The organism is Solwaraspora sp. WMMD406, assembly GCF_029626025.1.
Taxonomy (GTDB): domain Bacteria; phylum Actinomycetota; class Actinomycetes; order Mycobacteriales; family Micromonosporaceae; genus Micromonospora_E.
Map to the genome: position 1 here is coordinate 4,866,662 of NZ_JARUBF010000001.1, position 26,707 is coordinate 4,893,368.

The following is a 26,707-nucleotide window of genomic DNA, read 5'->3' on the forward strand; positions in this document are numbered from 1 at the left end:
GATGCCGGACCTGTCCGGCCTGCGGGTCGCGGTGACCGGTGCCAGCGGGTTCTGCGGTGGTGTGGTGGCCCGGGCCGCGATCGCCGCCGGGGCCGACGTGACCTGCCTCGGCCGCCGCCCGGGACCGGCGGGACGCCAGGTGTACTGGGACGCGACCCGGCAGCAACCGGATCTGACCGGCGTCGACGTGGTCGTCCACCTCGCGGCGGCGGTCGGCGATCCTCGGCCGGGCGCCGCCGCCGAGGCCGCGTATCACGCGGTCAACACGGCCGGTACGGCGCGACTTCTGCACGCTGCGGCCGATCGGCGGGTGGTCTGGGTGAGCAGCGCCAGCGTCTACCGACCGGACGGGACCGGCCAGCCGCTGCGCGAGGACCATCCGGTGGACGGTCAGCGAACGGCGTACGGGCGCAGCAAGGCCGCCGGTGAGCGACTGGCGCTGGCCGCCGGCGCGGTCGTGCTCAGGCCACGTGCCGTGTACGGCGCGGGTGACCCGCATCTGCTGCCGCGCCTGACGGCGGCGGTACGCGGACGGTGGATACCCCTGCCCGGTGGCGACGTCACGCTGAGCATGACCGCCGTGGAGAACCTGGCGGACGCCTGCCTCGCCGCGCTGCGGTGGCCGGCGGGCCCGTACAACGTGACGGACGCGACCGCGTACTCCCGCGACGAGGTGGTCGCCCGGGTGCTCGCCGCTGTCGGCCGGCCGGCTCGGCCGCTGCGGATACCGGTGCCGGTGGCGCTCGGGGCGGCCGGGGTGGCTACCGCAGTGGCCCGGCTGCGGCCGGCCGGCACGCCACGGCTGACCCGGTACGCCGTGGAACAACTGGTGTTCGGCACGGTGCTCGACATCGGACGGGCGACCGGCCAGGGCTGGCGGCCGCGGCGCGGGTTGTCGGACTTCCTGGCCGAGCTGAGCGGACAATCGTCGACCGCACCGGTGACAGCACCGCCCATCTGACGCATATAGTGACGACAATGTCGCTATGAGCAAGATGGAGGCGTGGTGAGCCGACGATGGGTGGCCGCTGCGGCGGCGGTCGCGGCATTGGTCGCGTTGGCCTGCGAGGCCGAGCCGGAGCCGGGCCAGCCGGTGTCGCCGACACCGCCCAGCGGCGACCTGCCGTCGTCGATGGCGGCGCTGGGCGACTCGATCACGGCTGGCTACGGCTCCTGCGTGGTGTTGACCTCGTGCCGCCGCAACTCGTGGTCGACCGGCGACGGGTTCCGGGTCGACAGTCACTACGAACGGATCCGCCAAGCGAATCCGGCCATGCGCGGTCAGGCCCACAACTTCGCCGTACCGGGTGCCCGCGCCGCCGCCCTGGCCGACCAGGCCGCGTCGGCGGTCGACGTCGGCGCCCAGTACGTGACGATTCTCGTCGGCGCCAACGACGTCTGCCGTCCAGACGTGCGCGAGATGACCTCGGTGACGGCGTTTCGCGCCGAGATCGATCGGACCCTCGACGTCCTGCGGGCCGGGTTGCCGCAGGCAGAGGTCCTGGTGGTGAGCATCCCGGATCTGTATCACCTCTGGCAGATCGGTCACGGCGAGGAGCGGGTGGTACGTGCCTGGAACCGGGGCGTCTGCCCGTCCATGTTGGCCGATCCGACCTCGACCGACGAGTCCGACGTCCAGCGACGCGCCCTGGTACGGGACCGGGTGGAAGCATTCAACACGCAACTGGCCGAAGCGTGCCGCGCGTACGGCGACCGGTGCCGATTCGACGGCGGCGCGGTCCACCGGGTCGAGTTCGCTCTCGACACGCTGAACCAGATCGACTATTTCCATCCGGACGCCGATGGTCAGGACATCCTGGCCGACGTGACGTACGCCGCCAGCGGCCTGGCCAACTGATGCGCCGACCGCCGCGTGGTCCGGCCGGCGGCCCGGTCGACCGGCCGCCGGCCGCTGTTGATCGATCCGGTCAGCGAGTGGCGAGGATCGCGGTGACGACGGCCTCCGCCGGCGCCTCGTGCTTGGCGTAGTGCTCCGGGAAGGCCGACACCTGCACCGCCTGAGCGGCTTCGGTGAGCCGCAGCAGTTGCCAGCCGGCGACCCGTTGCAGTGCGAGGTAGAACTGGGTGGCCGCGTACTTCGGGTCCATCAGGTCGGCGACGGCGCCCCAGCCGGTGCTGGTCCGCTGCTGGAACAGGCCGACCGAGTCATGGTCCCAGCCGGTGCCCTGGTGCGGATAGTTCTTCGATTCCGGCAGTACCTCGCTGGCCCGGTTGAGCAGCGTGCTCTCCTGCATGGCGGTGGCGACGGCGATCACCAGGGCCCGGCGTGGCATCTGCAGGTCGAGGCCGGCGTCGACGATCGCGGTCGCGTTGTCCATCTGGATCTGGGAGAGTCCGGCGACCGGCGTCACGCTGGTCGGGGCGGGTTCGGCGGCCGGCGACTCGGCCGCCGCGTCGGCGGACGGCTCGGCGGATGGCTCGGCGGATGGCTCGGCGGGCTGTGGCTCACCGCTCGGCTCGGCAGCGGCCAGGTCCGGATCGGCGGCGGTCGCGCCATCGGTGGTGCCGGCCGACGGCTGCGTGGCGGTGGCGGCACCACTGTCGGTCCGCTCGGACCGGGACGCGCCGTCGAGCGCTTCGGCCCGCCGGAGCAGGTCGGACTCCGCGACGACGGTTCCGCTGTCGGTACGGGTCTGCGGATCGGCCGTCGACTCGACCGCAGCGACGACGCCGAGGGCGCCGATCACCACCGCCGCGACAGCGCGGCGGGCTCCCGGGCGGTGACGCAGGGTGGCGCCGGCCGCGACGAGGGCGCGCCGGACCGGAGTCGGGTACGGCGACGGAAGCAACCGGTCCCCAAGCCGAAGCCACCCGGCGATGAGCTGGGTCGCACCCGTGGTCTGGACGCCGGACTGGGCATCGTCCGAACGGCTATCGCGACTCAGGGTGTTCTCGTCGTTCCTTGTGGTGTGGTCATCAGGCATTCGACGAGGCTAGGCAGCATCACCCTCGATTACCTAGAGTGATTTTGTGATCGAGGACACATTTCCATCCTGACTAACCAGTCAACGCGCCTCACGCGATCACCCGGCCGACAATACCTCCGAAAATTCCGATGTCGGTAATACCGCTTTTGGCTGTTTAAGACGGCATTTATCGAGTGAGCAGCTTCCACCACATCGCCGACGGGACCGAATCCACCGTTCGACGGACCAGCTCCCCGAACTTCCGAGCCACGATCGGCCACCCGGCCAGCGCCCACCCCACCACATCCGCCGACCACCCTGACGAAGAGTAACGATAAATTAACTATTAGTAGTCACAGCTGAGTCGTCTCGGATCCGTGTCCGGAACCTGGAATGCACCGGGATGGCACTAACGTTGCGGCAACAGGGATGCCGTCCCGCCGTACCGTTCTGAGGAGGTTGCGTCCGGTGCTCGACCCACACGAACTCTACGACGTCGTCGATGAGTTGCCCGAGCTCGGCCAGCCGGTGCTGATCCAGGCAATGACCGGATTCGTCGACGCCGGCAATGCGACCCGGCTTGCCCGCGAACACCTGCTCGCGACCCTCGAGCACGAGGTGGTCGCCACATTTGACATCGATCAGCTGCTGGACTACCGGTCCCGCCGTCCGGTGATGCTCTTCGTCGAGGACCACTGGGAGCACTACGACGAGCCCCGGCTCGAGATACATCTGGTGCGCGACGACGCCGGTACACCGTTTCTGCTGCTCGGCGGACCCGAGCCGGACCTGCAGTGGGAACGGTTCACCGCCGCCGCGATCGCCGTCAGCCGTCGACTGAACGTCACGACGACCGTCGGCCTCAACGCGATACCGATGGCGGTGCCGCACACCCGACCGACCGGGTTGACCGCCCACGCCAGCCGCCGCGAGCTGATCAACGGATACGAGCCGTGGCTGCAACGGGTCCAGGTTCCCGGCAGCGCCGGGCACCTGCTCGAATACCGGCTCGGCCAGCAAGGTCAGGACGCTGTCGGATTCGCGGTCCACGTACCGCACTACGTGGCGCAGGCGGAATATCCTGCAGCGGCCGAACTACTGCTCAACTCGGTCTCCCGCACCACCGGTCTGCTCCTGCCCACCGAGCAGCTGCACACCGCGGCCGAAGCGGTCCGCGAGGACATCGACCGGCAGGTGGCACAGACCGAGGAGGCAGCCTCCCTGGTCCGCGCGTTGGAGGAGCAGTACGACACCTTCACCAGGGGACGGACGAGCAGCACCAACCTGCTCGCTGAGTCCGCCGGACCGTTACCGACCGCCGACGAGCTCGGCGCCGAGCTGGAGCGGTTCCTCGCCGAACAGAGCCGTCCGGGAGACCTCGGCGGCGGACCCGGCTGAGCCCAAGGCCCCGCCGCTCAGCTGAGTCCCGAGGCGGACTCAGCTGAGCTGCTCAGCTGAGCAGGCCGGCCGCAGGGCCCGGCCCAGCAGGCGTGTCAGGCCCCGCGTGGTCGGCCGCCTCGACCGGGCGTTGTGGCAGGCTGGGCCGGTGCGGATAGCCACCTGGAACGTCAACTCGGTCAAGGCCCGGCTCCCCCGGCTGCTGGGCTGGCTGGCGGACACCTCGCCGGACGTCGTCTGTCTGCAGGAAACCAAGTGCGCCGCTGGTGCCTTCCCCACCGCCGAGGTCGCCGAGCTGGGCTACCTGACGGCGGCACACGGCGACGGACGGTGGAACGGGGTCGCGGTGTTGTCCCGGGTCGGGTTGGCCGATGTCGCGACCGGGTTCCCCGACGAACCCGGGTTCCCGCTGCCCGAAGCCCGGGCGATCGCCGCCGACTGCGCCGGGATCCGGGTCTGGTCGGTCTACGTGCCCAACGGCCGTACGCCGGACTCGGCGCACTACGCGTACAAGCTGGCCTGGCTGGCCGGGCTACGGGAGGCGCTGGCAGCCGAACCCGGGCCGGAACTCGTGGTCTGCGGCGACTTCAACGTGGCGCCCACCGACGACGACGTCTGGGACCCCGCCGTGTTCGCCGGATCCACCCACGTCACCGGGCCGGAGCGGGCAGCTCTGGCCCGGTTGACCGAAATCGGACTTGTCGACGTCGTACCGCAGCCGATGAAGGGGCCGCACCCGTACACCTATTGGGACTATCGGGCCGGCATGTTCCCGAAGAACATGGGGATGCGCATCGATCTGGTCCTGGCCTCCGCCGCCGTCAACCGCCGCGTTCGAGCGGCCTACGTCGACCGCGACGCCCGCAAGGGACCCTCGCCGTCGGACCACGCCCCGATCGTCGTCGACCTGGACTGAGCCCGAACACCCGGAGCAGCGAGCGTCAGGGGACGCCCGGAGCTGGTGGCAGGCACAGCGGCCGGCCGTGACGACGCCGCCCGGGGCCGCCACCAGCGGGGGTCGTCGTGGCCGGCTCGTCGACCGGCCGGCCACGACGATTCCTCACCCGCGGGGCCGTCAGCGGGACGCGACCTCGCTGCGGTCACCGGCCCAAAGCACGTGGAAGCTGCCCTCGGCGTCGACCCGGCGGTAGGTGTGCGCCCCGAAGAAGTCCCGCTGGCCCTGGATCAACGCGGCCGGCAGCCGGGGTGCGCGCAGCCCGTCGTAGTAGGCCAACGCCGAGGCGAACCCGGGTGCCGGAACGCCGATCTGGGCGGCCGTGGCCACCACTCGGCGCCAGCCCTGCTGGGCACCGGCGAGGGCCTCGGCGAAGTAGCCGTCGGTGAGCAGGGTCGGTAGCTGCGGCGCGGCGTCGTAGGCGGCCCGGATCTTGTCCAGGAACGCCGCCCGGATGATGCATCCGCCACGCCAGATACGGGCCACCGCGCCGAGGTCGATGTTCCAGTCGTACTCGACGCTGCCGGCCTGGATCTGGTGGAAGCCCTGGGCGTACGCCACGATCTTGGACGCGTAGAGCGCCTGCTCGACGTCGGCGATCAGCTCGTCCGCCGAACCGGCCCAGTTGTCCACCGGTCCGGGCAGGCTCGCGGCGGCGGCCCGGATGTCGGCGTGTCCGGACAGCGCCCGGGCGAACACCGCCTCGGAGATCCCGCTGACCGGCACCCCGAGGTCGAGCGCGCCCTGTACGGTCCACCGGCCGGTGCCCTTCTGCCCGGCCTGGTCGAGCACCACGTCCACGAACGGCTTGCCGGTGGGGACGTCGGTGTGACCGAGCACCTCGGCGGTGATCTCGATCAGGTACGAGGACAGGCGGCCGTCGTTCCAGCCACGGAAGACATCGGCGATCTGCGCCGGGGTGAGCCCGCCCGCCCGGCGGAGCAGGTCGTACGCCTCACCGATGAGCTGCATGTCGGCGTACTCGATGCCGTTGTGCACCATCTTGACGAAGTGACCCGCACCGTCCGGGCCGACCCGTACGCAGCAGGGGGCACCGTCGACCTTGGCCGAGATGTCCTCCAGCAGCGGGCCGAGCGCGGCGTACGACTCGGCGGAGCCGCCCGGCATGATGCTCGGTCCGTGCAGGGCACCTTCCTCACCGCCGGAGACGCCGGTGCCGACGAAGTGCAGCCCCCGCTCGCGCAGCGCCGCCTCGCGGCGCCGGGTGTCGAGGAAGTGCGCGTTGCCGCCGTCGATGATCATGTCGTCCGGCTCCAGCAGGGGCGCGAACTCGTTGATCACCGCGTCGGTCGCCGCACCGGCGTTGACCATGATCACCACGCGGCGCGGCCGTTCCAGCGAGGCGACGAATTCCTGCGGGCTCTCGGCCGGCAGGAACGTCCCCTCGTGGCCGAACTCGGCCATCATCTCCTTGGTCCGCCCGACGGACCGGTTGTGCACCGCCACCGCGTGCCCGTGCCGTGCCAGGTTACGGGCCAGGTTACGGCCCATCACACCCAGACCGGTGACGCCGATCTGCGCCGTCTGGCTCATGACTCCTCCTCGGTGCTGCTGATGTGGTGAACATCTTTCCGCCTTCCGGATGGCGGGACACTCCGGGGCAGGGGTACGGCGGCGACGTCGGAACAGTTCACCGGACCGGTCGCCGTCAGGCGTCACGGACCTCGACCAGCGAGGCGAAGACCACGATGTTGTCGGCGTACCCGATGCCGTCGCCCAGCCATCGACCGCCGCAGGTGATCAGGCGCAACCCGGGCCGCGCGTAGTCGCCGTACACCCGCTCGATCGGCAACTCGTCCTTGCCGAAGTGCTCCACCGAGTTGACCTCGAAGACCGCGACCGCCCGGTCGCGTCGGGTCACCTCGACCAGCGCGCCCGGTTCGATGTCGGGCAGGTCGTGGAAGACCGACGGTCCGTCACGGGTGTCGGCGTGACCGACGATGATCGCCGGTCCGAACTGGCCGGGCGTCGGCCCCCGCTCGTACCAGCCGGCCTGGTTGTGCCGGTACAGCGGCGGCACGGCGATCGACCCGTCGTCGGCCAGCCCGACCGAGTGCACCGGGGCGCGGACGTCCAACGACGGGATCGCGATCCGGATCGGCCGGCTGGGTTCCAGGACCGGGAACTCGCGGGGTGGCGGATTGTTGCCACCGGCCAGGATCTCGCGCCAACCGCCGTCGCCGCCGAACGCGATCGCGAACACTCCGAACAGCCCCAGCAGCAACGCGACCGACCCGGTCCAGCTCCGGCGACCACCCTTCGCCACGTCCCCACTCCCTTCGCCCCGCCGTCCGGCGGCGGGGTCAGGCCTGCCGACGCCGCCGCAGAGTGATCAGGCCGAGTACGCCGCCGGCGGCCAGGGCCGCCACACCCATGCCGGTCAGCACGGCACCGGAGTCACGATCGCCGGCGGTGCCGCCGAACCCGGTGGCCGGGCCACGACTCGGCCGGTTGGGATCCAGTACGTAGAGAGTCGTTGTCGCGGACCGGTCGTCGGAGCAGGTCAGCCGGACCCGGTAGCTGCCGGCCTCGGTACCTTCCGGCACGGTGACGGCGGCGGTCAGGAAGTCGTACTGCGGCTGTGCCTCGACCGTGCCGAACGCCTCCGATTCCACGGTGGCTGCCGCGGTGTTCTCGGTGCAGCTGGCCCGGATCCCCACCAGATAGCCGGATTCGACGGTGCTCGGATTGAGCTCGACGAACACGTCGGCCGCGTGGACCGGTGCCGCCCCCACCAGGACACCGGCGACCGCGACGGTCAGGCCCGCCCCGACGGCGGCCAGCGAACGGCGTACGGACATCGGGCACCATCCTCTCCGTGACGCTGCCGGGATCCTCTCACTCCGCTGCCCTGGATGACACCCCGGACACCCTCGGTGTCGGCTTTCGGGCGATCCGCAGGTAGGCTTCGGGCCGCGAGCCGAACAACCGCCCGAACCCCGCAGACCGCAGAATCGGCGACCGTGACGATCCGGACCTATCATCCCCGCCGTGGCCGGCTCAGTGGCCGACACCACGACGCGCTGGACCGCCTGCACCACACGTACGGGCTGGTGGTCGCCGACCTGCCGACGCCGCTGGACCTGCCGGCGGTGTTCGGCCGGACCGCGCCGGTGGTGCTGGAGATCGGCTTCGGGATGGGCGACGCCACGGCGGCGATGGCCGGTGCCGACCCCGACCGCGACTACCTCGCCGTCGAGGTGCACACCCCCGGCATCGCCCACCTGCTGGCGCTGATCGAGCAGCGGGAGCTGACCAACGTACGGGTGGCCGACGGCGACGCGCTCGACCTGGCCCGACGGTGCCTGCCGGAGCAGAGCCTGGACGCCGTACACGCCTACTTCCCGGATCCGTGGCCCAAGTCCCGCCACCACAAGCGGCGACTGATCCAACCCACCAACGTGGCGCTGCTGCGCTCCCGGCTGCGTCGCGGCGGGCGGCTGCACTGCGCCACCGACTGGGCCCCGTACGCCGAGGTGATGCTGGCGACGCTGACCGCCGACCCGGAGCTGTTCAACCGGCACGACGGATACGCGCCCCGCCCGGCGTACCGGCCGGAGACCAAGTTCGAACGGCGTGGGACGCGGGCCGGCCGCCCCGCGTACGACCTGATTTTCGAACGCCGCTGACGCGACGCGGCCTGCCTTCCGAACGCCGCTGACGCGACGCGGCCTGCCTTCCGAACGCCGCCCCGCCGGGCTCGGTGCCGGGCCCCGCGTTGCTCGGTGCGGGCCGCGACGGGCACGATGGAACGACTATGACGCAGACCGCCCCGACCCTGACCGACCTGCTACCGCGCGACGCCGACCCGGACGCCGTCTACGAGAGGTTCGCCGAGTGGGCCGCCGGCCGGGGTCTGGAGCTGTACCCACACCAGGACGAGGCGCTCATCGAGATCGTCTCCGGGGCGAACGTCATCCTGAACACCCCGACCGGATCAGGCAAGAGTCTGGTCGCCACCGGCGCGCACTTCGCGGCCTTGGCCGACGACCGGGTCACCTTCTACACCGCGCCGATCAAGGCGCTGGTGTCGGAGAAGTTCTTCGCGCTCTGTGAGGTCTTCGGTCCGGCCAACGTCGGCATGCTCACCGGCGACGCCAGCGTCAACGCCGACGCGCCGATCATCTGCTGTACCGCCGAGATCCTGGCCAACCTGGCGTTGCGCGACGGCGCCGACGCCGACGTCGGCCAGGTGGTGATGGACGAGTTCCACTTCTACGCCGAGCCGGACCGGGGCTGGGCCTGGCAGGTGCCGCTGATCGAGCTGCCGCAGGCCCAGTTCGTGCTGATGTCGGCCACGTTGGGCGACGTCAGCCGGTTCGTCGACGACCTGACCCGGCGTACCGGGCGGGCCACCGCCGTGGTCGCCTCCGCGCAGCGGCCGGTGCCGCTGATCTACTCGTACGCGATGACCCCGCTGCACGAGACCCTCGAGGAGCTGCTCAGCACCCATCAGGCCCCGGTGTACGTGGTCCACTTCACCCAGGCGGCGGCCCTGGAACGCGCCCAGGCGCTGATGAGCATCAACGTCTGCACCCGGGCGGAGAAGGACGCGATCGCCACGGCGATCGGCAACTTCCGGTTCACCTCCGGATTCGGGCGCACCCTGTCCCGGCTGGTCCGCCACGGCATCGGGGTGCACCACGCCGGCATGCTCCCCAAGTACCGGCGGCTCGTCGAGACCCTCGCCCAGGCGGGACTGTTGAAGGTCATCTGCGGTACGGACACCCTCGGTGTGGGGATCAACGTACCGATCCGCACGGTGCTGTTCACCGGGCTGTCCAAGTACGACGGAGTTCGTACCCGGCTGCTCAAGGCACGGGAGTTCCACCAGATCGCCGGCCGCGCCGGCCGGGCCGGATTCGACACCCTGGGCACCGTCGTGACGCAGGCCCCGGAGCACGTCATCGACAACGAGAAGGCACTGGCCAAGGCTGGTGACGACCCGAAGAAGCGCCGTAAGGTGGTGCGCAAGAAGCCACCGGAGGGGTCGATCGGCTGGGGCAAGCCGACCTTCGAGCGGCTGGTCGATGCCGAGCCGGAGCCGCTGACCTCCAGCTTCCAGGTCAGCCACGCGATGCTGCTCAACGTGATCAGCCGCCCGGGTGACGCCTTCGCGGCCATGCGTCACCTGCTGACCGACAACCACGAGGACCGGGCGGCGCAGCGCCGGCACATCCGCCGGGCGATCGCGATCTACCGGGCGCTGCGCGCCGGCGGCGTGGTCGAGCAGCTGCCGGAGCCGGACGCCGAGGGCCGACGGGTCCGGCTCACCGTCGACCTGCAGTTGGACTTCGCACTCAACCAGCCGTTGTCGCCGTTCGCGCTGGCCTCCTTCGAGCTGCTCGACGTCGAGTCCCCGACGTACGCCCTGGACGTGTTGTCGATCATCGAGGCGACGTTGGACGATCCCCGGCAGATCCTCTCCGCGCAGCAGCACAAGGCGCGCGGCGAGGCGGTGGCGCAGATGAAGGCCGACGGCATCGAGTACGAGGCCCGGCTCGAACTACTCGACCAGGTGACCCATCCGAAGCCGCTGGCCGAGCTGCTGGAGATGGCGTACGAGACGTACCGGCGGGGCCATCCGTGGGTGGCCGACCACGAGGTGGCGCCGAAGGCGGTCGTCCGCGACATGTACGAGCGGGCGATGACCTTCACCGAGTACGTCAGCTTCTACGGGCTGTCCCGCTCAGAGGGTCTGGTGTTGCGGTACCTGGCAGACGCGTACCGGGCGCTGCGTCAGACGGTGCCCGACGACGCCAAGACCGAGGAGCTGATCGACCTCATCGAGTGGCTGGGTGAGCTGGTCCGCCAGGTCGACTCCAGCCTGATCGACGAATGGGAGCGGCTGCGTAACCCGACCGACCCGGAGGCGCCGGTGGTGGCCGACGACCGACCACCGGCGGTCACCGGCAACCTGCGGGCGTTCCGGGTGCTGGTGCGCAACGCGATGTTCCGGCGGGTGGAGCTGGCGGCGTTGCGCCGCTTCGACGAACTGGGCGAGTTGGACGCCGGGTCCGGATGGGACGCCGACGCCTGGGCGGACGCGCTGGACGACTACTTCGCCGAGCACGACCAGATCGGCACCGGGCCGGACGCCCGTGGCCCGGCACTGCTGATGATCACGCAGGAGCGGGAGCGGTGGCTGGTCCGGCAGATTCTGGCGGATCCGGCCGACGATCACGACTGGGGCATCAGCGCCGAGGTCGACCTGGCGGCGTCGGACGAAGCCGGAGCGGCGGTCGTGCGGATCACCGACGTCGGTCAGATGTGATCGGCGCGGGTTCGACCGAGATCGGCTCTTGATCGGCGTCAGCGCCGATCGTCGTCGGTGAGCCGCTCGTCCGGCCAGAGGCCGGCGTAGCGGAGCACCGCCCGGACCCGGTGTGCCTTGCCCGGATCCCAGCGGTCCAGGACCGCTAGCGCCTTGGTGAATGGGTCGCACAGTGCTCTCGCACCGCACGCACGGCATTCGCCGAATCGATTCGGCAGGTGGGTCGTGGCGATGTCACGCGCCCGGTTGACGACGACGTCCCCGGAGGCGGTACGGCGGATCGCGCCGATCAGTGTCACGCCGGCGGCGGGCCAGCGGAGCCGAAAGGCGCGCTCGATTCCGGCCTCGCCGGGGGACCATCGGGGTCGCGGTGTTCGGTTCGGTGCGCCGTGGTCGAGGTCGGGCCGGGACGGGGCGTCGGACTGGGGCCGCGCATCGGGCCGGCGTCGGGCAGCGGCAGATGTGTAGCGGGCCATGCGTGGTGTACCACCGATTCCGTCGTTGCGAAGCATTCATCCCCCTCGAATCGAACACGAGTCAGCAACCTGTCCCCTTCCACCCTGGACTGTCGGCCACGGCAAGTGGAAGATGGGCGGCGACCCGGCGTAGTTGGTGAATGACCACACCAAGATCGGGTGCTCAACTGCGGCGTTGTGAGGGATGTGAAGGTATTGTGAGCGGCAGCGAGTATCTGGTAGGAGAACTGCGTAGGCTTCGGGAGATGCTCGGGCTCACGCAGGAGGCATGGGGAGACCGAGTCCACTTCTCGACGTCGCATGTCGGGTCGATAGAACGTGGCGACCGACCGGCGCTTCCGGACTACCTGGGAGCGGTCGACAAGGCATTCGGAACGGCGTTCGTGAATTTCTATCGCGAATTCGTCGTCGGCGAGCGGGCTCCGGTGTGGTACCGCCCATTCATTGAGCACGAGAGCCGGGCAACCATGATCCGGATCTACCAACCGCTGATAGTCCCCGGGTTGCTGCAAACGGCCGCGTACGCGCGAGCGGTGCTGGCCGCACACGGGCTGCACGGGGACGAGTTGGAGACGGCGCTGACCACCCGGCTCGGTCGCCAAGAGGTGCTGAACCGTCCGCAGCCCTGTCGGCTCGTCGCCGTGCTCGACGAAAGCGCGTTGCTGCGCAGGGTCGCCGAGCCCGAGGTGATGCGAGAGCAGCTGAAGGCGGTGGCGGCGGCAGGCGAACGTCCACACATCAGTGTGCAGGTGGTGCCGGCCGACGCGGCCGCACATCCCGGGCTCGATGGTCCGTTCGTCATCGCGACGGTGGATGGACGTTCTGTCGGCTATCTGGAAGGACACCTGCAGGGCCGCGTGGTGGAGAGTCCGGACGACACGGCCGACCTTGAACGCATCTGGGAAGGTATCCGGGACTACGCTCTACCCGGCCACCAAAGCCTGGACATGATCATGAGGACGGCTGAGACATGGATCTGAATATTGCTCCACTTTGGCACAAGAGCAGCTATAGCGACAGCTCGTCCTGTATAGAGGTCGCCGGAAACCTGCCCGAACGAGTGCTGGTCCGCGACACCAAGGACCGCGATGGCGGCACCCTGACCTTCGCGCCCACCGCCTGGTCGGCGTTCCTCGACCTGGCGACAACGGACCGGACGGTCAACCGGACAACCGGTCGTTAGCAGCACCGTGACCAGTTCGAGGATCACGTGACGGACAACCGGCCGGCCCACCGCTAGCCATCCGGTAACACGTGTAGCCGCCCGGTAACACGTGGTCGAGCATGTCGATCATCGCACTGGGCCCGCCCGACGACCCGTACCTCGTGGTCGTCGCGGGCAGCGGTCGGGACGGCCGCCTCGGCGGCCAGAGCGTCCGCTGGTCGGGCCCAGTGCGATGATCAGCAGAACGTACGGAAGGCGACACCGCCGCATCGTCGGTGGCGACGACGCCGTCAGTCGCCGTCAGTCGCGGCGTAGGCCACGGTCGAGGAAGTCGACCATCCACTCGAAGCTCTCGTCGATGTCCGCCGTCAACTGGAAGCCCTTCGACTGCTCGAGGGTGGCGAAGCCGTGCAGGGCGCTGCGCAGCGTACGCAGCGCGTGAATCCGCTCGGCCGGGGCGACCGGGTAGCCGCGCAGCACCGCCGAGAGCGACTCCAGCGCCCGTGCGCTGGACGCCCCGAAATCGGCGTCGCGCGCCGCGCCCACGGTGGCCGCGTACCGGCCGGGGTGTTCGGTCACGTAGGAGCGGATCACCCGCGCCGCAGCGGTCAGCGCGTCGCGCCCGGCGACGCCCTGCAGGGCGTCGCGCAGCGCGTCATCCAGCTCGGTCATCGCCAGCGCCGCGATGCCCTGCTGCAGCTCGGCGAGACTGTCGACGTGTTTGTACAGCGACGGGGTGCGCACCCCGAGCCGCTGGGCGACCACGGCCATGGTCAGCGCGGCAAAGCCCTGCTCGTCGGCGACCATCGCACCGGTGGCGATCACCGTGACCCGGTCGAGGCCGGCTCTAGGCACGAACGGCCTCGGCGACGAACGGAAGCATGAGCGCCATCAGCTGATCGGGATACTGGGTGTGCGGATAGTGTCCGGCACCGTCGATCATCGCCAGCGTACCCAGGCCTTCGGGCAGCGCCGCGACGATCGCCTCGCCTTCGGCTCGCGGGTCGGCCCAGTCGGGATCGAGCGTTCCTTCGACGACCAGTACGGGGCGGCGGACGTTGCCGAGCTGCGCACCGGCGTCGGCCGGGCTGGACTGGCCCATCTTCCGCAGCACCGTCATCCGGCCGGGCTCACGCAGGCGGGCCTCGGTCCGGGCCAGCTGCTCGGCCCAGTCGGCCGGCCGTTGCCCGGGGAAGGCGACGTCCAGGTAGCCGAGCCACTGCCGGACGCTGCCGAACATGCCCGCGCCCAGCAGCCGGGTCATGCCCTGCCGGTACCGCTTGACCCGCAGGTCACCGAGGCTGATCGACTGTTTCCGAGTGAACGGTGCGAGCTCGACCACGGCGGTGATCAGTTCGGGCGCGGTGGCCGCTGCGATCGTGGCCGCCCCGCCGGAGATCGAGTGCCCGGCCAGGACGGCCGGACCACCCAGGTGCCGGATCAGCGCGACCAGATCGCCGGCGATGTCGGTACGGGAGTACGACGGCCAGCCGACGCTGGACTCACCGGTACCCCGCAGGTCGGTGGCGGCGACCCGGTAGCCGGCCGCGACCAGCTGCGGGACGACGAACCGGTACGCGGAGCGGCTCTCGCCCATGCCGGGTGCGAGAACCACGAGGGGGCCGTCGCCGGTCACCTCGTAGGCGATGCGCCCGCCGTCGACGGACAGGTACGCGGTCATCACAGCCTCCCGTTTAGCTAACTTATGTAGCCTGAAAGCTAACACCGTTAGCCATCGCCGTCAACCCACCCCAGCCGACAGGAGCACACGCCAGCCCTCCCCCGCCCAACCGAACGCGCGCAGCGTGATCAAAGACTGGGCACAGCGTCACTTCTCGATTAGAATGGGTGTACTAATCCGGCTCCTGACCTGGGAAGGAACGCCGTGATCGCACCCCCTCCTGCCACCGCTTCGAGCCCGACCGCCACACCGACCAACCCCACCCCGGTGCCGTACGCGACCCTGCTCGGTTTCACCCGTTATGTCGGGCAGTCCGGGCCGGCGAAGGCCACCTTCGTCGGCGGGCTGCGTCGGCAGCGGGCCAGCCGCTCCGGGTTCAACCCGCACGGGCAACTGGTCAAGGCGCTCAAGGCCGACATCCGGTTCCGCACCGGCGGCAGCCACCTGGCCGCCGTCGGCGGGCAGGTCGCCCAGCGCTGGCAGCCGCTGTACGCGACCCTTGTTCCAGGCGCCCAGCGCTACCTGGAGTCGCTGGGTGACCTGAGCCAGGTGGAGCTGGCGCAGACCCACGACGCGCTCGGCATGGTCGGCAACCTCCCCGTCAAGATCAACCCGCACTTCGGCCTGCGGTACGCCGACGGGCACGCCGAAGCGGTCCGGATCCACTTCGACGACCAGCCACCGAACCCCGACGCGTACACCGCGACCCTGCACCTGATGGCCCGGCACATGGACCAAGTGCTGCCGCACGCCGAACCCGTGCTCGTCGATCTGCGGCGCGGCACCACGTTCCGACGCCCGGACGTCACCTCCCGCCCCGACCAGGTGGAGCGCTGGCTGGCCGGCGAAGCCGCCGCCTTCACCGCGATCTGGTCCACCACCGCCTGACCCGTCCAGGCAACCATCGCCCCTTTATGCGATCACGGGTGCGCCGAGGGTACGCCGCCACGTGCGGCGTATCCTCGGGCACCGGTGAACCTGTGGACCGAACTTCGCGCCGGTGCCGTCCTGTTCGAGGACGACACCGCCCTGGTGCTGAACAAACCCTCCGGCGTGTCGGTGATGGGCGAACGGCACGGCACCGACCTGGCCCGCCTCGCCGAGGAAGCCGGCGAGCCGGTCTTCCCGGTGCACCGCATCGACAAGAACACCTCCGGGGCGGTCCTGTTCGCCAAAGACCTACGCCACCACGGTGACCTGACCCGGCAGTTCAACCGCCGTACCGTGGAAAAGGTGTATCTGGCCGTGGCGTCGGCCGCCGCCGACGCCGCGCCGCTGCCCGAGGTCGGCCTCGTCGACCTGCCGCTGAGCGTCGGCCGCAAGAACCGGGTCCGGGTCGCCGGCAACCGCGCCGACATCGGCTTCGACGCCGCCACCGCCCGCTGGTCGCTCCCCGTCGGGGCCGAGTTCGACCACGTGAAGACCTATCCGTCGCAGAGCCGGCTGACCGACGTCGCCGCCGGCTCCGACCGGGTCACCACCGGATCCGGTACGCCGGCAGCCGACGCCACGCACCGGCTGCTCGCCGTCGCGCCGCTCACCGGTCGACGCCACCAGATCCGGGTGCACCTGGCCTGGATCGGGCACCCGATCGTCGGTGACCCGCTGTTCGACCGGACGGCCGCCGACAATGGGTTGCGGACACACCTGCACGCCTGGCGGCTCGGCTTCGACACCACCGACGGCAAACGGGTCGACGTGACGGCCACCCCCGACGCCGACTTCTGGCAGCCGCTGCCCAGCGGCGCACCCGATGATGCCGAGCTGGACCGGGCGTACCAGCGGGTGTCACGCGACTGAGTACCCGGCGTCCACACCCATCAGCGGGATCGCGATACCTGTCCGAACGACCGCGTCACAGGCATCGGTGGTGGTGAACAGCTCCAGCAGGTCGCGGCCCGCGCAGTCGGCACCGAGGTGCTGGTCGAGGCGTGCGGGGTCGAGCAGCACGAACCCGTGAGCCTCGGGAAAGCAGCCGGTGAGGCGGACGGCCGGGAAAAGGCCATGGCGTCGACGCTACAATGATCGACAGCGCGCCGGGGATCGCGCCGAGACTCGCCGGAAGGCTCAAAGCCACCCCAATTGTCTGGTGTGAGCGACAGACACCGCAGCTCTGAATCCGCCCGTGCGAGTCCGGGTCGCAGAGCGAGGTTCCCGTGAAGACGCTCCCCGACAACGCACACCTGCGCCACCTGCGGCAGCAGGCCAAGGAACTACTGGCCGGGCTGCGTGACGTCGATCCGACCGCGACGCTGGCCGACGCGCAGGCGACGCTGGCCGGCCAGTACGGCTTCCGTACCTGGCCAGAACTCAAAGCCGAGGTCGACCGGATGCACGGGCGGGCCGACACCACCGACCCGGCCCTCGCCCAGGTGATCGCCGACCGGTTCGGCCTCGGCACCGTCGCCGGCCCGATGCGCTCGCTGGCTCGTCCGGACGCCATCGGCCGCCGCTGGTCGATCACCACCGACCGGGGACGGTTCACCGTCCGTACGATGGACACCTGGCTGCCGATCGTCGACGCCGACACCGACTTCGCCCTGCAGCAGGCCGCCGCCGCAGCCGGTGTGCTGTTGCCGGGCCCGATACGCGGCCGCGACGGCGAGGTCGTCGAGTCGATCGGTGGACACCGGTGGCGGGCGTACCAGCACCTGCCGGCCGGGCCGCCGCTCGCGGCCCCGGTGAGCGCGGCGGTCGCCGGTGCGGTCGGCGACGTGCTCGCCACGCTGCACGGCCTGGCGTTGCCGGTCGACCGGGTCAGCCCGTGGCACGCCAAGCGGCTCGGCCCGGCCAGTTGGGCCGGGCTGGCGGCCACCGCGACCGCCCGGCAGGTGCCCTGGGCCGGGCAGTTGGCGGCGGCGGTGCCGGCCCTGGAGGACCTGGCCGCGATCGGCCGCGACGTGCCGGTGCCGGGGGCGGTGCTGACCCACAACACGCTCGGCCCGGCGCAAGCCCGACTCGCCCCCGACGGTCGCCTCGTCGTCGTCGGCTGGGAGCACGCCGGTGGCCAGCCGCCGGCCTGGGAGGTGGCGAACGCGCTGCTGGACTGGGCGGTAGCCCCGCACGGTCGGGTCGACACCGTCGACACCGTCGACACCGTCGGCGCGCGGGCGCTGGTCGACGGCTACCGTCGGCGGGCCGGTGGTGTGCCGACGCTGTGCCTGGCCGACTTCCGGGGTGCGGCGACCGGTCTGGGCAACTACGCGTCCGAGCAGATCGAGGCGGCGTTGGCGGCCGGGACGACCGACGAGCGGCGGTACGCCGACCGCAGTGTCCGCCACCTGCTGACGCAGCTGCCGACCCGGACCACTCTGGAGCGCCTGCTCGACGCGGTGACCTGATCCAGGGGCAGGCAGGGCAGAAACCCAGGCGACCGGGCGGGGTGCGGCGGGTATCGTGGTCACCGTCATGAACCCGCCCTCCCCTGCGCGCTCCGCCTCTGAACTCCTGAAACTCCTCCCCGAGTTGACTCTTCGTGACGAGCGGCGGTTGCACCGGCGCCTCGACGGGGTGCGCAAGGTCCGGGATCCGCAGGCCCGCCAGTCGACGCTCGACGAGATCGCCGGCGCGGTCGCGTCGGCGCAGCAGGCGGTGCAGCGGCGGCGGGACGCGGTGCCGCAGGTCAGCTACCCGGCCGGGCTGCCGGTCAGCGAACGCGCCGACGACATCGCGGCGGCGATCCGCGACCACCAGGTGGTGATCGTGGCCGGGGAGACCGGCTCGGGCAAGACCACCCAGATCCCGAAGATCTGTCTGGAGCTGGGTCGTGGCGTGCGCGGGCTGATCGGGCACACCCAGCCGCGCCGGCTGGCCGCCCGTACGGTCGCCGACCGGATCGCCGACGAACTCGGCACCACCCTCGGCGACGTGGTCGGCTACAAGGTCCGGTTCACCGACCAGGTCGGCGGCCAGACCCTGGTGAAGCTGATGACCGACGGGATCCTGCTGGCCGAGTTGCAGCACGACAAGATGCTGCGCCAGTACGACACGTTGATCATCGACGAGGCGCACGAGCGCAGCCTGAACATCGACTTCATCCTCGGCTACCTCAAGCAGCTGCTGCCCCGCCGCCCCGACCTGAAAGTGGTCATCACGTCGGCGACGATCGACCCGCAGCGCTTCGCCGACCACTTCTCCGAGCCGGGCCGGCCACCGGTGCCGGTGGTCGAGGTGTCCGGGCGTACCTATCCGGTGGAGGTCCGTTACCGGCCGCTGCTGCGGGAGGCCGCCGACCCCAACGACCCCGACGCCACCCCGACCACCGTGACGCTCGACCAGGTCGACGGGATCGGCGAAGCGGTCGAGGAGCTCGCCGCCGAAGGCCCCGGTGACATCCTGGTTTTCCTCAGCGGCGAACGGGAGATCCGCGACGCCGCCGACGCGCTCGGCAAGCTGGTCGCCAACCGGCCCCGGCTGCGCGACACCGAGATCCTGCCGCTGTACGCCCGGTTGTCCGCCGCCGAGCAGCACCGCATCTTCCAGCCGCATCCGGGCCGGCGGGTGGTGCTGGCGACCAACGTCGCCGAGACGTCGCTGACCGTGCCAGGTATCACATACGTCATCGACCCGGGCACGGCGCGGATCTCCCGCTACAGCAACCGGTTGAAGGTGCAGCGGCTGCCGATCGAGCCGGTGTCGCAGGCGTCGGCCAACCAACGCAAGGGCCGCTGCGGGCGTACCTCGGACGGGATCTGCATCCGGCTGTACGACGAGGCCGACTTCGAGTCGAGACCGGAGTTCACCGATCCGGAGATCCTGCGGACCAACCTGGCCTCGGTGATCCTGCAGATGACCGCGATCGGGTTGGGCGACATCGCCGCGTTCCCGTTCGTGGAGCCGCCGGACCGCCGGCAGATCACCGACGGCGTCGCGCTGCTGCACGAACTGGGCGCGATCGAACCGCCCGCGCCGGGTCTGCCGCCCCGGTTGACGGCCGTCGGCCGGCGGCTGGCGCAGCTGCCGGTGGATCCCCGGCTCGGCCGGATGGTCCTCGCGGCCGAGGGCAACGGCTGCGTCGACGAGGTCGCGGTGATCGCCGCGGCATTGTCCATCCAGGACCCTCGGGAGCGGCCGGCGGAGCAGAAACCCCAGGCCGATCAGGCGCACGCCCGGTTCGCCGATCCGGAGTCGGACTTCGTCGCGTTGCTCAACCTGTGGCGCTACCTGCGCGAGCAGCAGCGGGAACGCTCCGGCAGCGCGTTCCGGCGGATGTGCCGGGCCGAGTTCCTCAACTATCTGCGGGTCCGCGAGTGGCAGGACATCAACAGTCAGATCCGGCAGGTGCTGCGCGGGATGAACGTGCCGGTCGACCGGGGCGGTGAGCCGGCCGCGCCGACCGCCGTACACCAGTCGTTGCTGGCCGGTCTGCTGTCGCATGTCGGGGTGAAGGACCCGGCCAAGCCGGAATACCTGGGTGCCCGAGGGGCCAAGTTCGCCATTTTCCCCGGTTCGGCGCTGGCCCGCAAACCACCCCGCTGGGTGATGGCGGCCGAGCTGGTCGAGACGTCCCGGCTGTGGGCGCGCACGGTCGCCAGGATCGAACCGGAGTGGGTCGAGGCGCTCGCCGGGCACCTGGTGAAACGCTCGTACAGCGAGCCGCACTGGGAGAAGAAGCAGGCGGCGGTGATGGCCTACGAGAAGGTCACCCTGTACGGCGTACCGCTGGTCGCCGGCCGCAAGGTCACCTTCGGCCGGGTCGACCCGGTGCTGAGCCGGGAGCTGTTCATCCGGCACGCCCTCGTCGAGGGTGACTGGCACACCCCGCACCGGTTCTTCCACGACAACCGGGCGTTGCTCGACGAGGTCGGCGAGCTGGAGGAACGGGTCCGCCGCCGGGACATCGTGGTCGACGACGAGACCTTGTACGAGTTCTACGACCAGCGGCTGCCCGCCGACGTGGTCTCCGGCCGGCACTTCGACTCCTGGTGGAAGAAGGCCCGCCGGGACCGGCCCGACCTGCTCACCTTCGACCGGAACATGCTGGTCAACCAGGGCAAGGGCCGCATCGACCCGGCCGACTACCCCGACGAGTGGCACTCGGACGGGATGGCGCTGCCGCTGACGTACCGGTTCGAGCCCGGCTCGGCCGTCGACGGGGTCAGCGTCGACGTGCCGTTGGCGATGCTGAACCAGGTCTCCGAGGACAGCTTCGACTGGCACGTGCCCGGGTTGCGCGAGGAGCTGGTGGTGGCGTTGATCCGGTCGCTGCCGAAACAGGTGCGCCGCAACTTCGTACCGGTGCCGGATTTCGCCCGCGCGGCGTTGGCCGCCATCACCCCCGGCGCAGAGCCGATGCTAGCCGCGCTGGCTCGGCAGCTGCGCCGGATGACCGGGGTGCTGGTCCCACACGACGCCTGGGACCTGACCAAGCTGCCGGCGCATCTGCGGGTGACGTTCCGGGTGGTGGACGCCGACGGTAAACCGGTCGCCGAGGGCAAGGATCTCGCCGCGCTACGCCGACAGCTGACCACCGAGGTCCGTGAGGTGGTGGCCGCCGCCGCGCCGGACGTGGAACGCCGGGGGCTGCGCGACTGGAGCATCGGCACCCTGGACCGCAGCGTCGAGCAGGACCGGGTCGGCTACCGGGTGACCGCGTACCCGGGGCTGGTCGACGAGGGCACCTCGGTGGCGGTACGGGTCTTCGACACCGCCGCCGTGCGGGACCGTGCGATGTGGGCCGGTACCCGCCGGTTGCTGCTGCTCGGCCTGCCGTCGCCGGCGAAGTTCGTCTCCGGCCGGCTGTCCAACCAGGACAAGTTGGCGTTGAGCCGCAACCCGTACCGCAGCGTGGTGGAGCTGTTGGAGGACTGCGCCGGCGCGGCCGTCGACAAGCTGATGGTCGACGCCGGCGGGCCGGTCTGGGACGCCGACGGTTTCGCGGCGCTGCGCGAGCGGGTCCGGGCCGGGCTGGTCGACACCACCGTCGAGGTGGTCGACCGGGTACGTCAGGTGCTGGCGGGGGCGCACACGGTGCAGCAGCGGCTGGGCCGTACCACCGATCTGGCCCTGGTGGCGGCGCTGACCGACATCCGCGACCAGCTCGCCGCCCTGGTCTATCCGGGGTTCGTGACGGCCACCGGGTACGCCCGGCTGGGCGACCTGCCGCGCTACCTGACCGCTATCGAACGCCGGCTCGACAAGCTGGGGCAGAATCCGCGCCGGGACCGTGACCAGCAGGCCAGGATCGACGCGGTACGCCGGGAGTATCAACAGCTGCTCGACGGGCTGCCGCCGGCCCGGCGCCATACCGAGTCGGCCCGGCAGATCCGGTGGATGATCGAGGAGCTGCGGGTCAACGTGTTCGCCCAGGCGCTCGGCACCCCGTACCCGGTGTCCGAGCAGCGGATCTACCGGATGATGGACGAGGCGGAGACGGCGGACTGAGCCGTCGGGTGGCCCGGCCCGCCACCGGTACGTCAGTCGCGTCGCAGGGTGAACACGGAGGTGCCGGCGACGACGTCGACGTCGTACCGGTCGGTCGCGTCGGCGAAGTCACGGCCGGTGAACACCGACCCGGGGGCTACGCCGCCCCGCTGACGGTCGTCGAGGGTCACGTCGCCCGCCCCGGCACCGAAGCGGACCCGGGCCGGCGGCCCGGCCGGGGCGCGGATGAGGAACTGGTTGGCGCCGCCGGTCATCCGTACCGGCAGGGTGCCGTCCGGGGCGGGCAGGGTGAGGTCGATCCGCGCCGCGCCGCCGACGATGTCGATCCCGGACAGTCGCGCCGAGCTCAGGTCGATGTGGTGTTGCGCCACGCCGCCGGTGAGTCGCAGTTGCCAGTCGACGTCGGCGTGCAGCTCGATGTCGACGACCCCTGGCCCGGCCTGACCGGTCGGGACGAGGTGCAACTGGATCTGTCCGCCTTCGGTGATCGCCCGGGGCAGGATGTCGGCGTCGAGCGGGGTGCTGACCCGGTAGAGCTCGTCGCCGAGGTCGACCGTGCGGATGTTGACCGTCGTGGTCCCGCTCACCAGGTCGAACTGGGCTTGACGCAGGTCTCCCAGCGGCGCGGACGCGACGCGTTCGGTGGCTGGCTCGACGAGGTCACCGCCGCCTCCGGCGTTGGCGTCGCCGTTGGTGGATCCGGCGTCGGCGGGGGTGCCTGTCCCGGTGGTGGTCGGCCCGCTGGCGAGGTCGGCCGGGTCGCCGCCACGGGCATCGACGTAGGCGGCCCCGGCGAGGGCCGCGACGACGAACAGCGCCAGCAGCCCGGTGAGCAGCAGGGCGGAGCGGGGCAGCCCTCGGCGGGGCTGGTCCGCTGACGGTTCTCCGTCCCGACGGGGATCGAATCCGGGATGGGAGCCGAATCCGGGATGGGAACCGAATCCGGGATCGGGATCAGGGTCGAAGAACGGCACCGCCGGAGTGACCGGTTCGGGCCGGTCGAGCTCGCGGGCCAGCCACGGCGGAGGTGGCACCAGGTGGGGTGGCGTGGACCCGGCGGAGTCCGTGGGATCCGCCGCGGTGTCGACGGCCAGGTACGGGTACGACCGCGTGCCGTCGTCGGGGTCCGCTGGCGCCGGGCCGGGCCAGACGGTGTCCGGCCGCGCCCGGGGATGCTCCGGCCCCTCGGTGCGCAACGTGGGCGGCGTTGGGCCGGCGGGTTCCGGCGTCGCTCCTGGTCGCTGCACCGGGCCTAGTTCGATCGCGGCGAACTGCCCGCTTTGTGCCGGTCGCTGCATGGCGGCACCTCCTCAGCTGGTCGCGGGCACGGCGTACCGACGCGCCCATCGAGGAATACGGACCGGCGAGGCGCGCGGATCGGTGTGCCGGAGAGAAGCGCAGCCGCACCGGCTCGAATCCGACATGCTCCACATCGGAGATAACGGAGGGTGACAGATCAGGTGGCTTGTGCCACAACGCCTGCCGCCCTGACCTGGTTCTCAGTCGTCACTCATACTCATGGGTAGGGCCGTGGCCACCCCCTCTACGACGGCGCGGTCCGGAGGATGGGGACATGTACATAGAGGTCGAGACGACCATTCCCGGCGAACTGGCCGAGGCGACCTGGCAGCTCTACACCGAGGCCTTCGACGAACTCCGCACCGTAGCGGTACAGCGACACGTCATGGATCGCGGCGAATTCGACACCGTGTTGGGCGACAAGCGCGTCCTGAAATACCTCGGCCATGATCCGAACCGGACGGACCAGCTGGCCGCGCTGGCCACCTTCACCAACGAACTCGCCGCGATGCCGCTGATCTCGCCGGACTACTTCGCCCACCGCTGGCCCGACCTGTACGCGGGGAAGCGCATCTGGTACATCGGCTTCTTCGCCATCCACCCCGCGTACCGTGGCTCCGGGCTGTTCGAAGCCATCATCGCCGATATGTGGCAGCGGGTACAGGCCTGTGACGGCATCGCCGCCCTGGACATCTGCCGACGCAACGACACCATCGGGCTCGGCCGGGCGATCCACCACACCCTGACGGCGTTGACGCACGGCGCGCGGGCGAGCCGGATGGACGAGCAGACGTACTGGCTCTACGAACTGCCGGCGCGTTCCTGACCCTGATCTCCGTACGGATCCGACCAGCGCTTGGCGAACTCCACCGGCCCGACCGGTTCGCCCCACAGCCGCCCCTGTCCGAACACCACGCCGAGTACGGCCAGTACGCCCTGCTGCAAGGTGGTTTCGACGCCTTCGGCGACGACGGTCAGGTGCAGGGCGCTACTCATCGCGACCACTGCTCGGACGATCTCCTCGTCCTTGGCACTGGACCCGAGCCCGGCGACGAACGCCCGATCGACCTTGACCCCGGTCACCGGGTGGCTACGCAGGTAGCCCAGGGCGGAGAAACCGGTGCCGAAGTCGTCCACGACGATCCGGATCCCCCGGGCCCGCAGGTCGGCCAACACCTGACCGGTCACGCTCGACGGATCGATCATCACCGACTCGGTTATCTCCAGCACGACGACGGCGGCCGGCACCCTATAGCGCGCCAGCGCGTCGTCCAACGCGCGGCCGAGTCCCGGGTCCCGCAGTTGGCGGGGTGAGACGTTGATTGACATCCAGAACTCGACGCCGACCGTACCGTCCGTTCGCCAGTCGGCCAGCTGGCGGATCGCCCGATCCAGCACCCACCGGCCGATCGGTCCGATCAGCCCGGTGTCCTCGGCGATCGGGATGAACATCGCCGGCGAGACCGGTCCCCGCTCCGGATGCTCCCACCGCAGCAACGCCTCGGCACCGATGAGCCGGCCACTTTCCAGATCGACGATCGGCTGGTACGCCAGCCTCAGGTCGTCGGAGCTCAACGCGGTCCGCAGGGCCTGTTCGATCTCCACCCGCTCACGGACCCGCTCGTGCATGGACGCGTCGAACATCACCCACCGTCCACGCCCGTCGGACTTCGCCTGATACATGGCGGTGTCCGCGTCCCGGAGCAGCGCGTCGGCGGTGGCGGGGGCCGGATCGCCGGACGCGTCGGCACCGAGCCGGGTGCCGGCGACGCCGACCGAGGCGGTGATCACCGCCTCGACCTGCCGGATCTGCAGCGGCTCGTTGACGCAGTCGATGATCCGGTCGGCCACCGCGATCGCCTCGGTCTGGTCACCGAGGTGGACGACGACGAACTCGTCGCCGCCGACCCGGGCCACCGTCGCCGACGGCGGTAGCGCGGCCCGGAGCCGACCGGCGACCTCGGCGATCAACTGGTCCCCGGCATGGTGCCCCCACGAGTCGTTGACCAGCTTGAACCCATCCAGGTCGAGGAAGAACACCCAGATCCAGGTCTCCCCCGCCGTGGTCGTGGTCAGCAGTCGACGGACCTCGGCCGCCAGCATCAACCGGTTCGGCAGACCGGTGAGGGGATCGTGGGTGGCCCGGTGCTCGTACCGGCGCTGCGCGGCGGCGTACCCCTGGACAGCGGAGACCGCCCGCATCATCAGCAGCGCCACCATCGCGGCACCACCCACGCCGAGCACCAGCCGGTCGGCCGCCGAACGGCCGGAAACGAAAATGGTGAGCAGGAACGGTGCGGCCAACGCCGGTCCGATCAGCAGCAGCCGTTGCCAGGACCAGGCCTGCACCGGCAGCCGGGCCGCCCGCCCGACGTCGACCACCGACGGATGCAGCGCGGCCGCGCCGATCAGCAGGAAACCGAGCAGGAACGGCAGGTCGAGCAGCCGGGAACCGGTGAGCTGACCGAACACGCCGATGATCGCGTAGAGCACGTCACCGATCAACAGGAAGCTCATCGACGCGACCAGCAACAGATAGCTGGGCCGCCGCACCGCCGTGGTGAAGGCCAGGCTGACCAGCACCAGCACCAGGACGACGTCGAAGATCGGGTAGACAGCGGCGAGTGCCGAGACCAGCACCGGTCGGTCGGCGATGCGGCCGGCCGGTACGGCGAGCAACAGCAGCGAACTGAGCGCCGCGCCGGTGCAGACGATCAGACCGTCGATCACCGCGTGCAACGGAAGCCGGCCACGGGTGTGGAGCAGCCCGGCCAGGCCGAGCAGCATGAACAGGTATCCCGGAACGGTGAACGCGTCGGCGGCCAGCGCCCCCGGCCCCTCCTGGTCGACCGCCCACGGTCGGACCAGCGCGCCGCCCAGGAACAACAGGCACGCGACGGCGAGGGACTGCCAGGCCCAGCGGGGCGCAGCCGCGTGCCACCGGGGTCCGATCACGACGGCGGCGGCGCCACCGGCACCGGCTACGGCGAAAGCCAGTCCGGTGACCAGCGGAGAGTCGACCACGCTGTAGAGAACGGCGGTGGCCAGCCCACAAGCCAGAAACAACAGAGCAGGCAGCGGCGACGGGGCGGTCCGTCGCGTCCCCGGCGTCGCGGGTCGCACCCCCA

General features: G+C 70.7%; 23 protein-coding genes. 13 read left to right on the top strand and 10 right to left on the bottom strand.

Annotated elements, in window-relative coordinates; translation table 11 throughout:
- Position 1: 1 nt before the first annotated feature.
- On the top strand, positions 2-961 hold the full coding sequence (locus O7632_RS21420; protein ID WP_278120270.1) for an NAD-dependent epimerase/dehydratase family protein: 960 nt from the start codon (positions 2-4) through the stop codon (positions 959-961).
- Between the two features lie 45 nt (positions 962-1,006).
- Positions 1,007-1,858: an SGNH/GDSL hydrolase family protein gene (locus O7632_RS21425; protein WP_278116723.1), complete on the top strand. Its 852-nt coding sequence runs from the start codon at positions 1,007-1,009 to the stop codon at positions 1,856-1,858.
- Positions 1,859-1,928: 70 nt separating this feature from the next.
- On the opposite strand, the gene O7632_RS21430 is transcribed toward O7632_RS21425, so the two are convergent.
- Positions 1,929-2,945, bottom strand: a complete 1,017-nt coding sequence (locus O7632_RS21430; RefSeq protein ID WP_278116724.1) for a hypothetical protein — start codon at positions 2,943-2,945, stop codon at positions 1,929-1,931.
- Positions 2,946-3,395: 450 nt separating this feature from the next.
- Here O7632_RS21430 and O7632_RS21435 point away from each other — a divergent pair, with 450 nt between their 5' ends.
- On the top strand, positions 3,396-4,325 hold the full coding sequence (locus O7632_RS21435; protein WP_278116725.1) for a PAC2 family protein: 930 nt from the start codon (positions 3,396-3,398) through the stop codon (positions 4,323-4,325).
- 148 nt (positions 4,326-4,473) lie between these two features.
- Positions 4,474-5,241: an exodeoxyribonuclease III gene (locus tag O7632_RS21440; RefSeq protein ID WP_278116726.1), complete on the top strand. Its 768-nt coding sequence runs from the start codon at positions 4,474-4,476 to the stop codon at positions 5,239-5,241.
- 159 nt (positions 5,242-5,400) lie between these two features.
- Here O7632_RS21440 and gndA read toward each other — a convergent pair whose 3' ends face one another.
- The 3 genes from gndA to O7632_RS21455 form a co-directional block, all read right to left on the bottom strand.
- Positions 5,401-6,834, bottom strand: a complete 1,434-nt coding sequence (gene gndA / locus O7632_RS21445; protein WP_278116727.1) for an NADP-dependent phosphogluconate dehydrogenase — start codon at positions 6,832-6,834, stop codon at positions 5,401-5,403.
- A 115-nt stretch (positions 6,835-6,949) separates the two neighbouring features.
- The gene (locus O7632_RS21450) at positions 6,950-7,567 is read right to left on the bottom strand and encodes a class F sortase (protein ID WP_278116728.1); all 618 of its coding nucleotides are present in this window, start codon (positions 7,565-7,567) and stop codon (positions 6,950-6,952) included.
- Positions 7,568-7,604: 37 nt separating this feature from the next.
- Positions 7,605-8,102, bottom strand: coding sequence for a hypothetical protein (locus tag O7632_RS21455; protein WP_278116729.1), 498 nt, complete (start codon positions 8,100-8,102; stop codon positions 7,605-7,607).
- A 162-nt stretch (positions 8,103-8,264) separates the two neighbouring features.
- Here O7632_RS21455 and trmB point away from each other — a divergent pair, with 162 nt between their 5' ends.
- Both trmB and O7632_RS21465 read left to right on the top strand, forming a co-directional pair.
- Positions 8,265-8,930: a tRNA (guanosine(46)-N7)-methyltransferase TrmB gene (gene trmB, locus O7632_RS21460; RefSeq protein ID WP_278116730.1), complete on the top strand. Its 666-nt coding sequence runs from the start codon at positions 8,265-8,267 to the stop codon at positions 8,928-8,930.
- A 128-nt stretch (positions 8,931-9,058) separates the two neighbouring features.
- Entirely contained in the window at positions 9,059-11,575 is a 2,517-nt protein-coding gene (locus tag O7632_RS21465; RefSeq protein ID WP_278116731.1) for a DEAD/DEAH box helicase, read from the top strand.
- Positions 11,576-11,613: 38 nt separating this feature from the next.
- Here O7632_RS21465 and O7632_RS21470 read toward each other — a convergent pair whose 3' ends face one another.
- The gene (locus tag O7632_RS21470; RefSeq protein ID WP_278116732.1) at positions 11,614-11,874 is read right to left on the bottom strand and encodes a hypothetical protein; all 261 of its coding nucleotides are present in this window, start codon (positions 11,872-11,874) and stop codon (positions 11,614-11,616) included.
- Positions 11,875-12,191: 317 nt separating this feature from the next.
- On the opposite strand from O7632_RS21470, the gene O7632_RS21475 reads away from it, so the two are divergent.
- A complete protein-coding gene (locus tag O7632_RS21475) occupies positions 12,192-13,031 on the top strand; it encodes a helix-turn-helix transcriptional regulator (protein WP_278116733.1) in 840 nt (279 codons plus the stop codon).
- Positions 13,022-13,234, top strand: a complete 213-nt coding sequence (locus O7632_RS21480; RefSeq protein ID WP_278116734.1) for a DUF397 domain-containing protein — start codon at positions 13,022-13,024, stop codon at positions 13,232-13,234. The genes O7632_RS21475 and O7632_RS21480 overlap by 10 nt, the downstream gene beginning before the upstream one ends.
- Before the next feature lie 282 nt (positions 13,235-13,516).
- Here the strand turns inward: O7632_RS21480 and O7632_RS21485 are convergent, their stop codons facing one another.
- Positions 13,517-14,071 carry a TetR/AcrR family transcriptional regulator gene (locus tag O7632_RS21485; RefSeq protein WP_278116735.1) on the bottom strand — a complete coding sequence of 185 codons (555 nt, stop codon included), beginning with the start codon at positions 14,069-14,071 and terminating at the stop codon, positions 13,517-13,519.
- Positions 14,064-14,897 (bottom strand): alpha/beta hydrolase, encoded by an 834-nt coding sequence (locus O7632_RS21490; RefSeq protein WP_278116736.1) that lies wholly within the window; start codon positions 14,895-14,897, stop codon positions 14,064-14,066. Before O7632_RS21490 ends, O7632_RS21485 begins: the two co-directional genes overlap by 8 nt.
- A 267-nt stretch (positions 14,898-15,164) precedes the next feature.
- On the opposite strand from O7632_RS21490, the gene O7632_RS21495 reads away from it, so the two are divergent.
- Together O7632_RS21495 and O7632_RS21500 are read left to right on the top strand one after the other, a co-directional pair.
- Complete coding sequence (locus O7632_RS21495; RefSeq protein WP_278120272.1) at positions 15,165-15,785, top strand: hypothetical protein; 621 nt, start codon at positions 15,165-15,167, stop codon at positions 15,783-15,785.
- An 84-nt stretch (positions 15,786-15,869) separates the two neighbouring features.
- Positions 15,870-16,697 carry an RNA pseudouridine synthase gene (locus tag O7632_RS21500; protein ID WP_278116737.1) on the top strand — a complete coding sequence of 276 codons (828 nt, stop codon included), beginning with the start codon at positions 15,870-15,872 and terminating at the stop codon, positions 16,695-16,697.
- Here the strand turns inward: O7632_RS21500 and O7632_RS21505 are convergent.
- The gene (locus O7632_RS21505) at positions 16,686-16,847 is read right to left on the bottom strand and encodes a hypothetical protein (RefSeq protein WP_278116738.1); all 162 of its coding nucleotides are present in this window, start codon (positions 16,845-16,847) and stop codon (positions 16,686-16,688) included. The two genes, O7632_RS21500 and O7632_RS21505, sit on opposite strands and share 12 nt — an antisense overlap.
- A gap of 206 nt (positions 16,848-17,053) precedes the next feature.
- On the opposite strand from O7632_RS21505, the gene O7632_RS21510 reads away from it, so the two are divergent.
- Together O7632_RS21510 and hrpA are read left to right on the top strand one after the other, a co-directional pair.
- On the top strand, positions 17,054-18,238 hold the full coding sequence (locus O7632_RS21510; RefSeq protein WP_278116739.1) for a phosphotransferase: 1,185 nt from the start codon (positions 17,054-17,056) through the stop codon (positions 18,236-18,238).
- A 67-nt stretch (positions 18,239-18,305) separates the two neighbouring features.
- On the top strand, positions 18,306-22,280 hold the full coding sequence (hrpA, locus tag O7632_RS21515) for an ATP-dependent RNA helicase HrpA (RefSeq protein WP_278116740.1): 3,975 nt from the start codon (positions 18,306-18,308) through the stop codon (positions 22,278-22,280).
- 32 nt (positions 22,281-22,312) lie between these two features.
- On the opposite strand, the gene O7632_RS21520 is transcribed toward hrpA, so the two are convergent.
- Positions 22,313-23,578: a hypothetical protein gene (locus O7632_RS21520; protein WP_278116741.1), complete on the bottom strand. Its 1,266-nt coding sequence runs from the start codon at positions 23,576-23,578 to the stop codon at positions 22,313-22,315.
- A gap of 275 nt (positions 23,579-23,853) precedes the next feature.
- Here O7632_RS21520 and O7632_RS21525 point away from each other — a divergent pair, with 275 nt between their 5' ends.
- A complete protein-coding gene (locus O7632_RS21525) occupies positions 23,854-24,405 on the top strand; it encodes a hypothetical protein (protein ID WP_278116742.1) in 552 nt (183 codons plus the stop codon).
- Here O7632_RS21525 and O7632_RS21530 read toward each other — a convergent pair.
- On the bottom strand, positions 24,381-26,645 hold the full coding sequence (locus O7632_RS21530; protein ID WP_278116743.1) for an EAL domain-containing protein: 2,265 nt from the start codon (positions 26,643-26,645) through the stop codon (positions 24,381-24,383). The two genes, O7632_RS21525 and O7632_RS21530, sit on opposite strands and share 25 nt — an antisense overlap.
- Positions 26,646-26,707 lie beyond the last annotated feature (62 nt).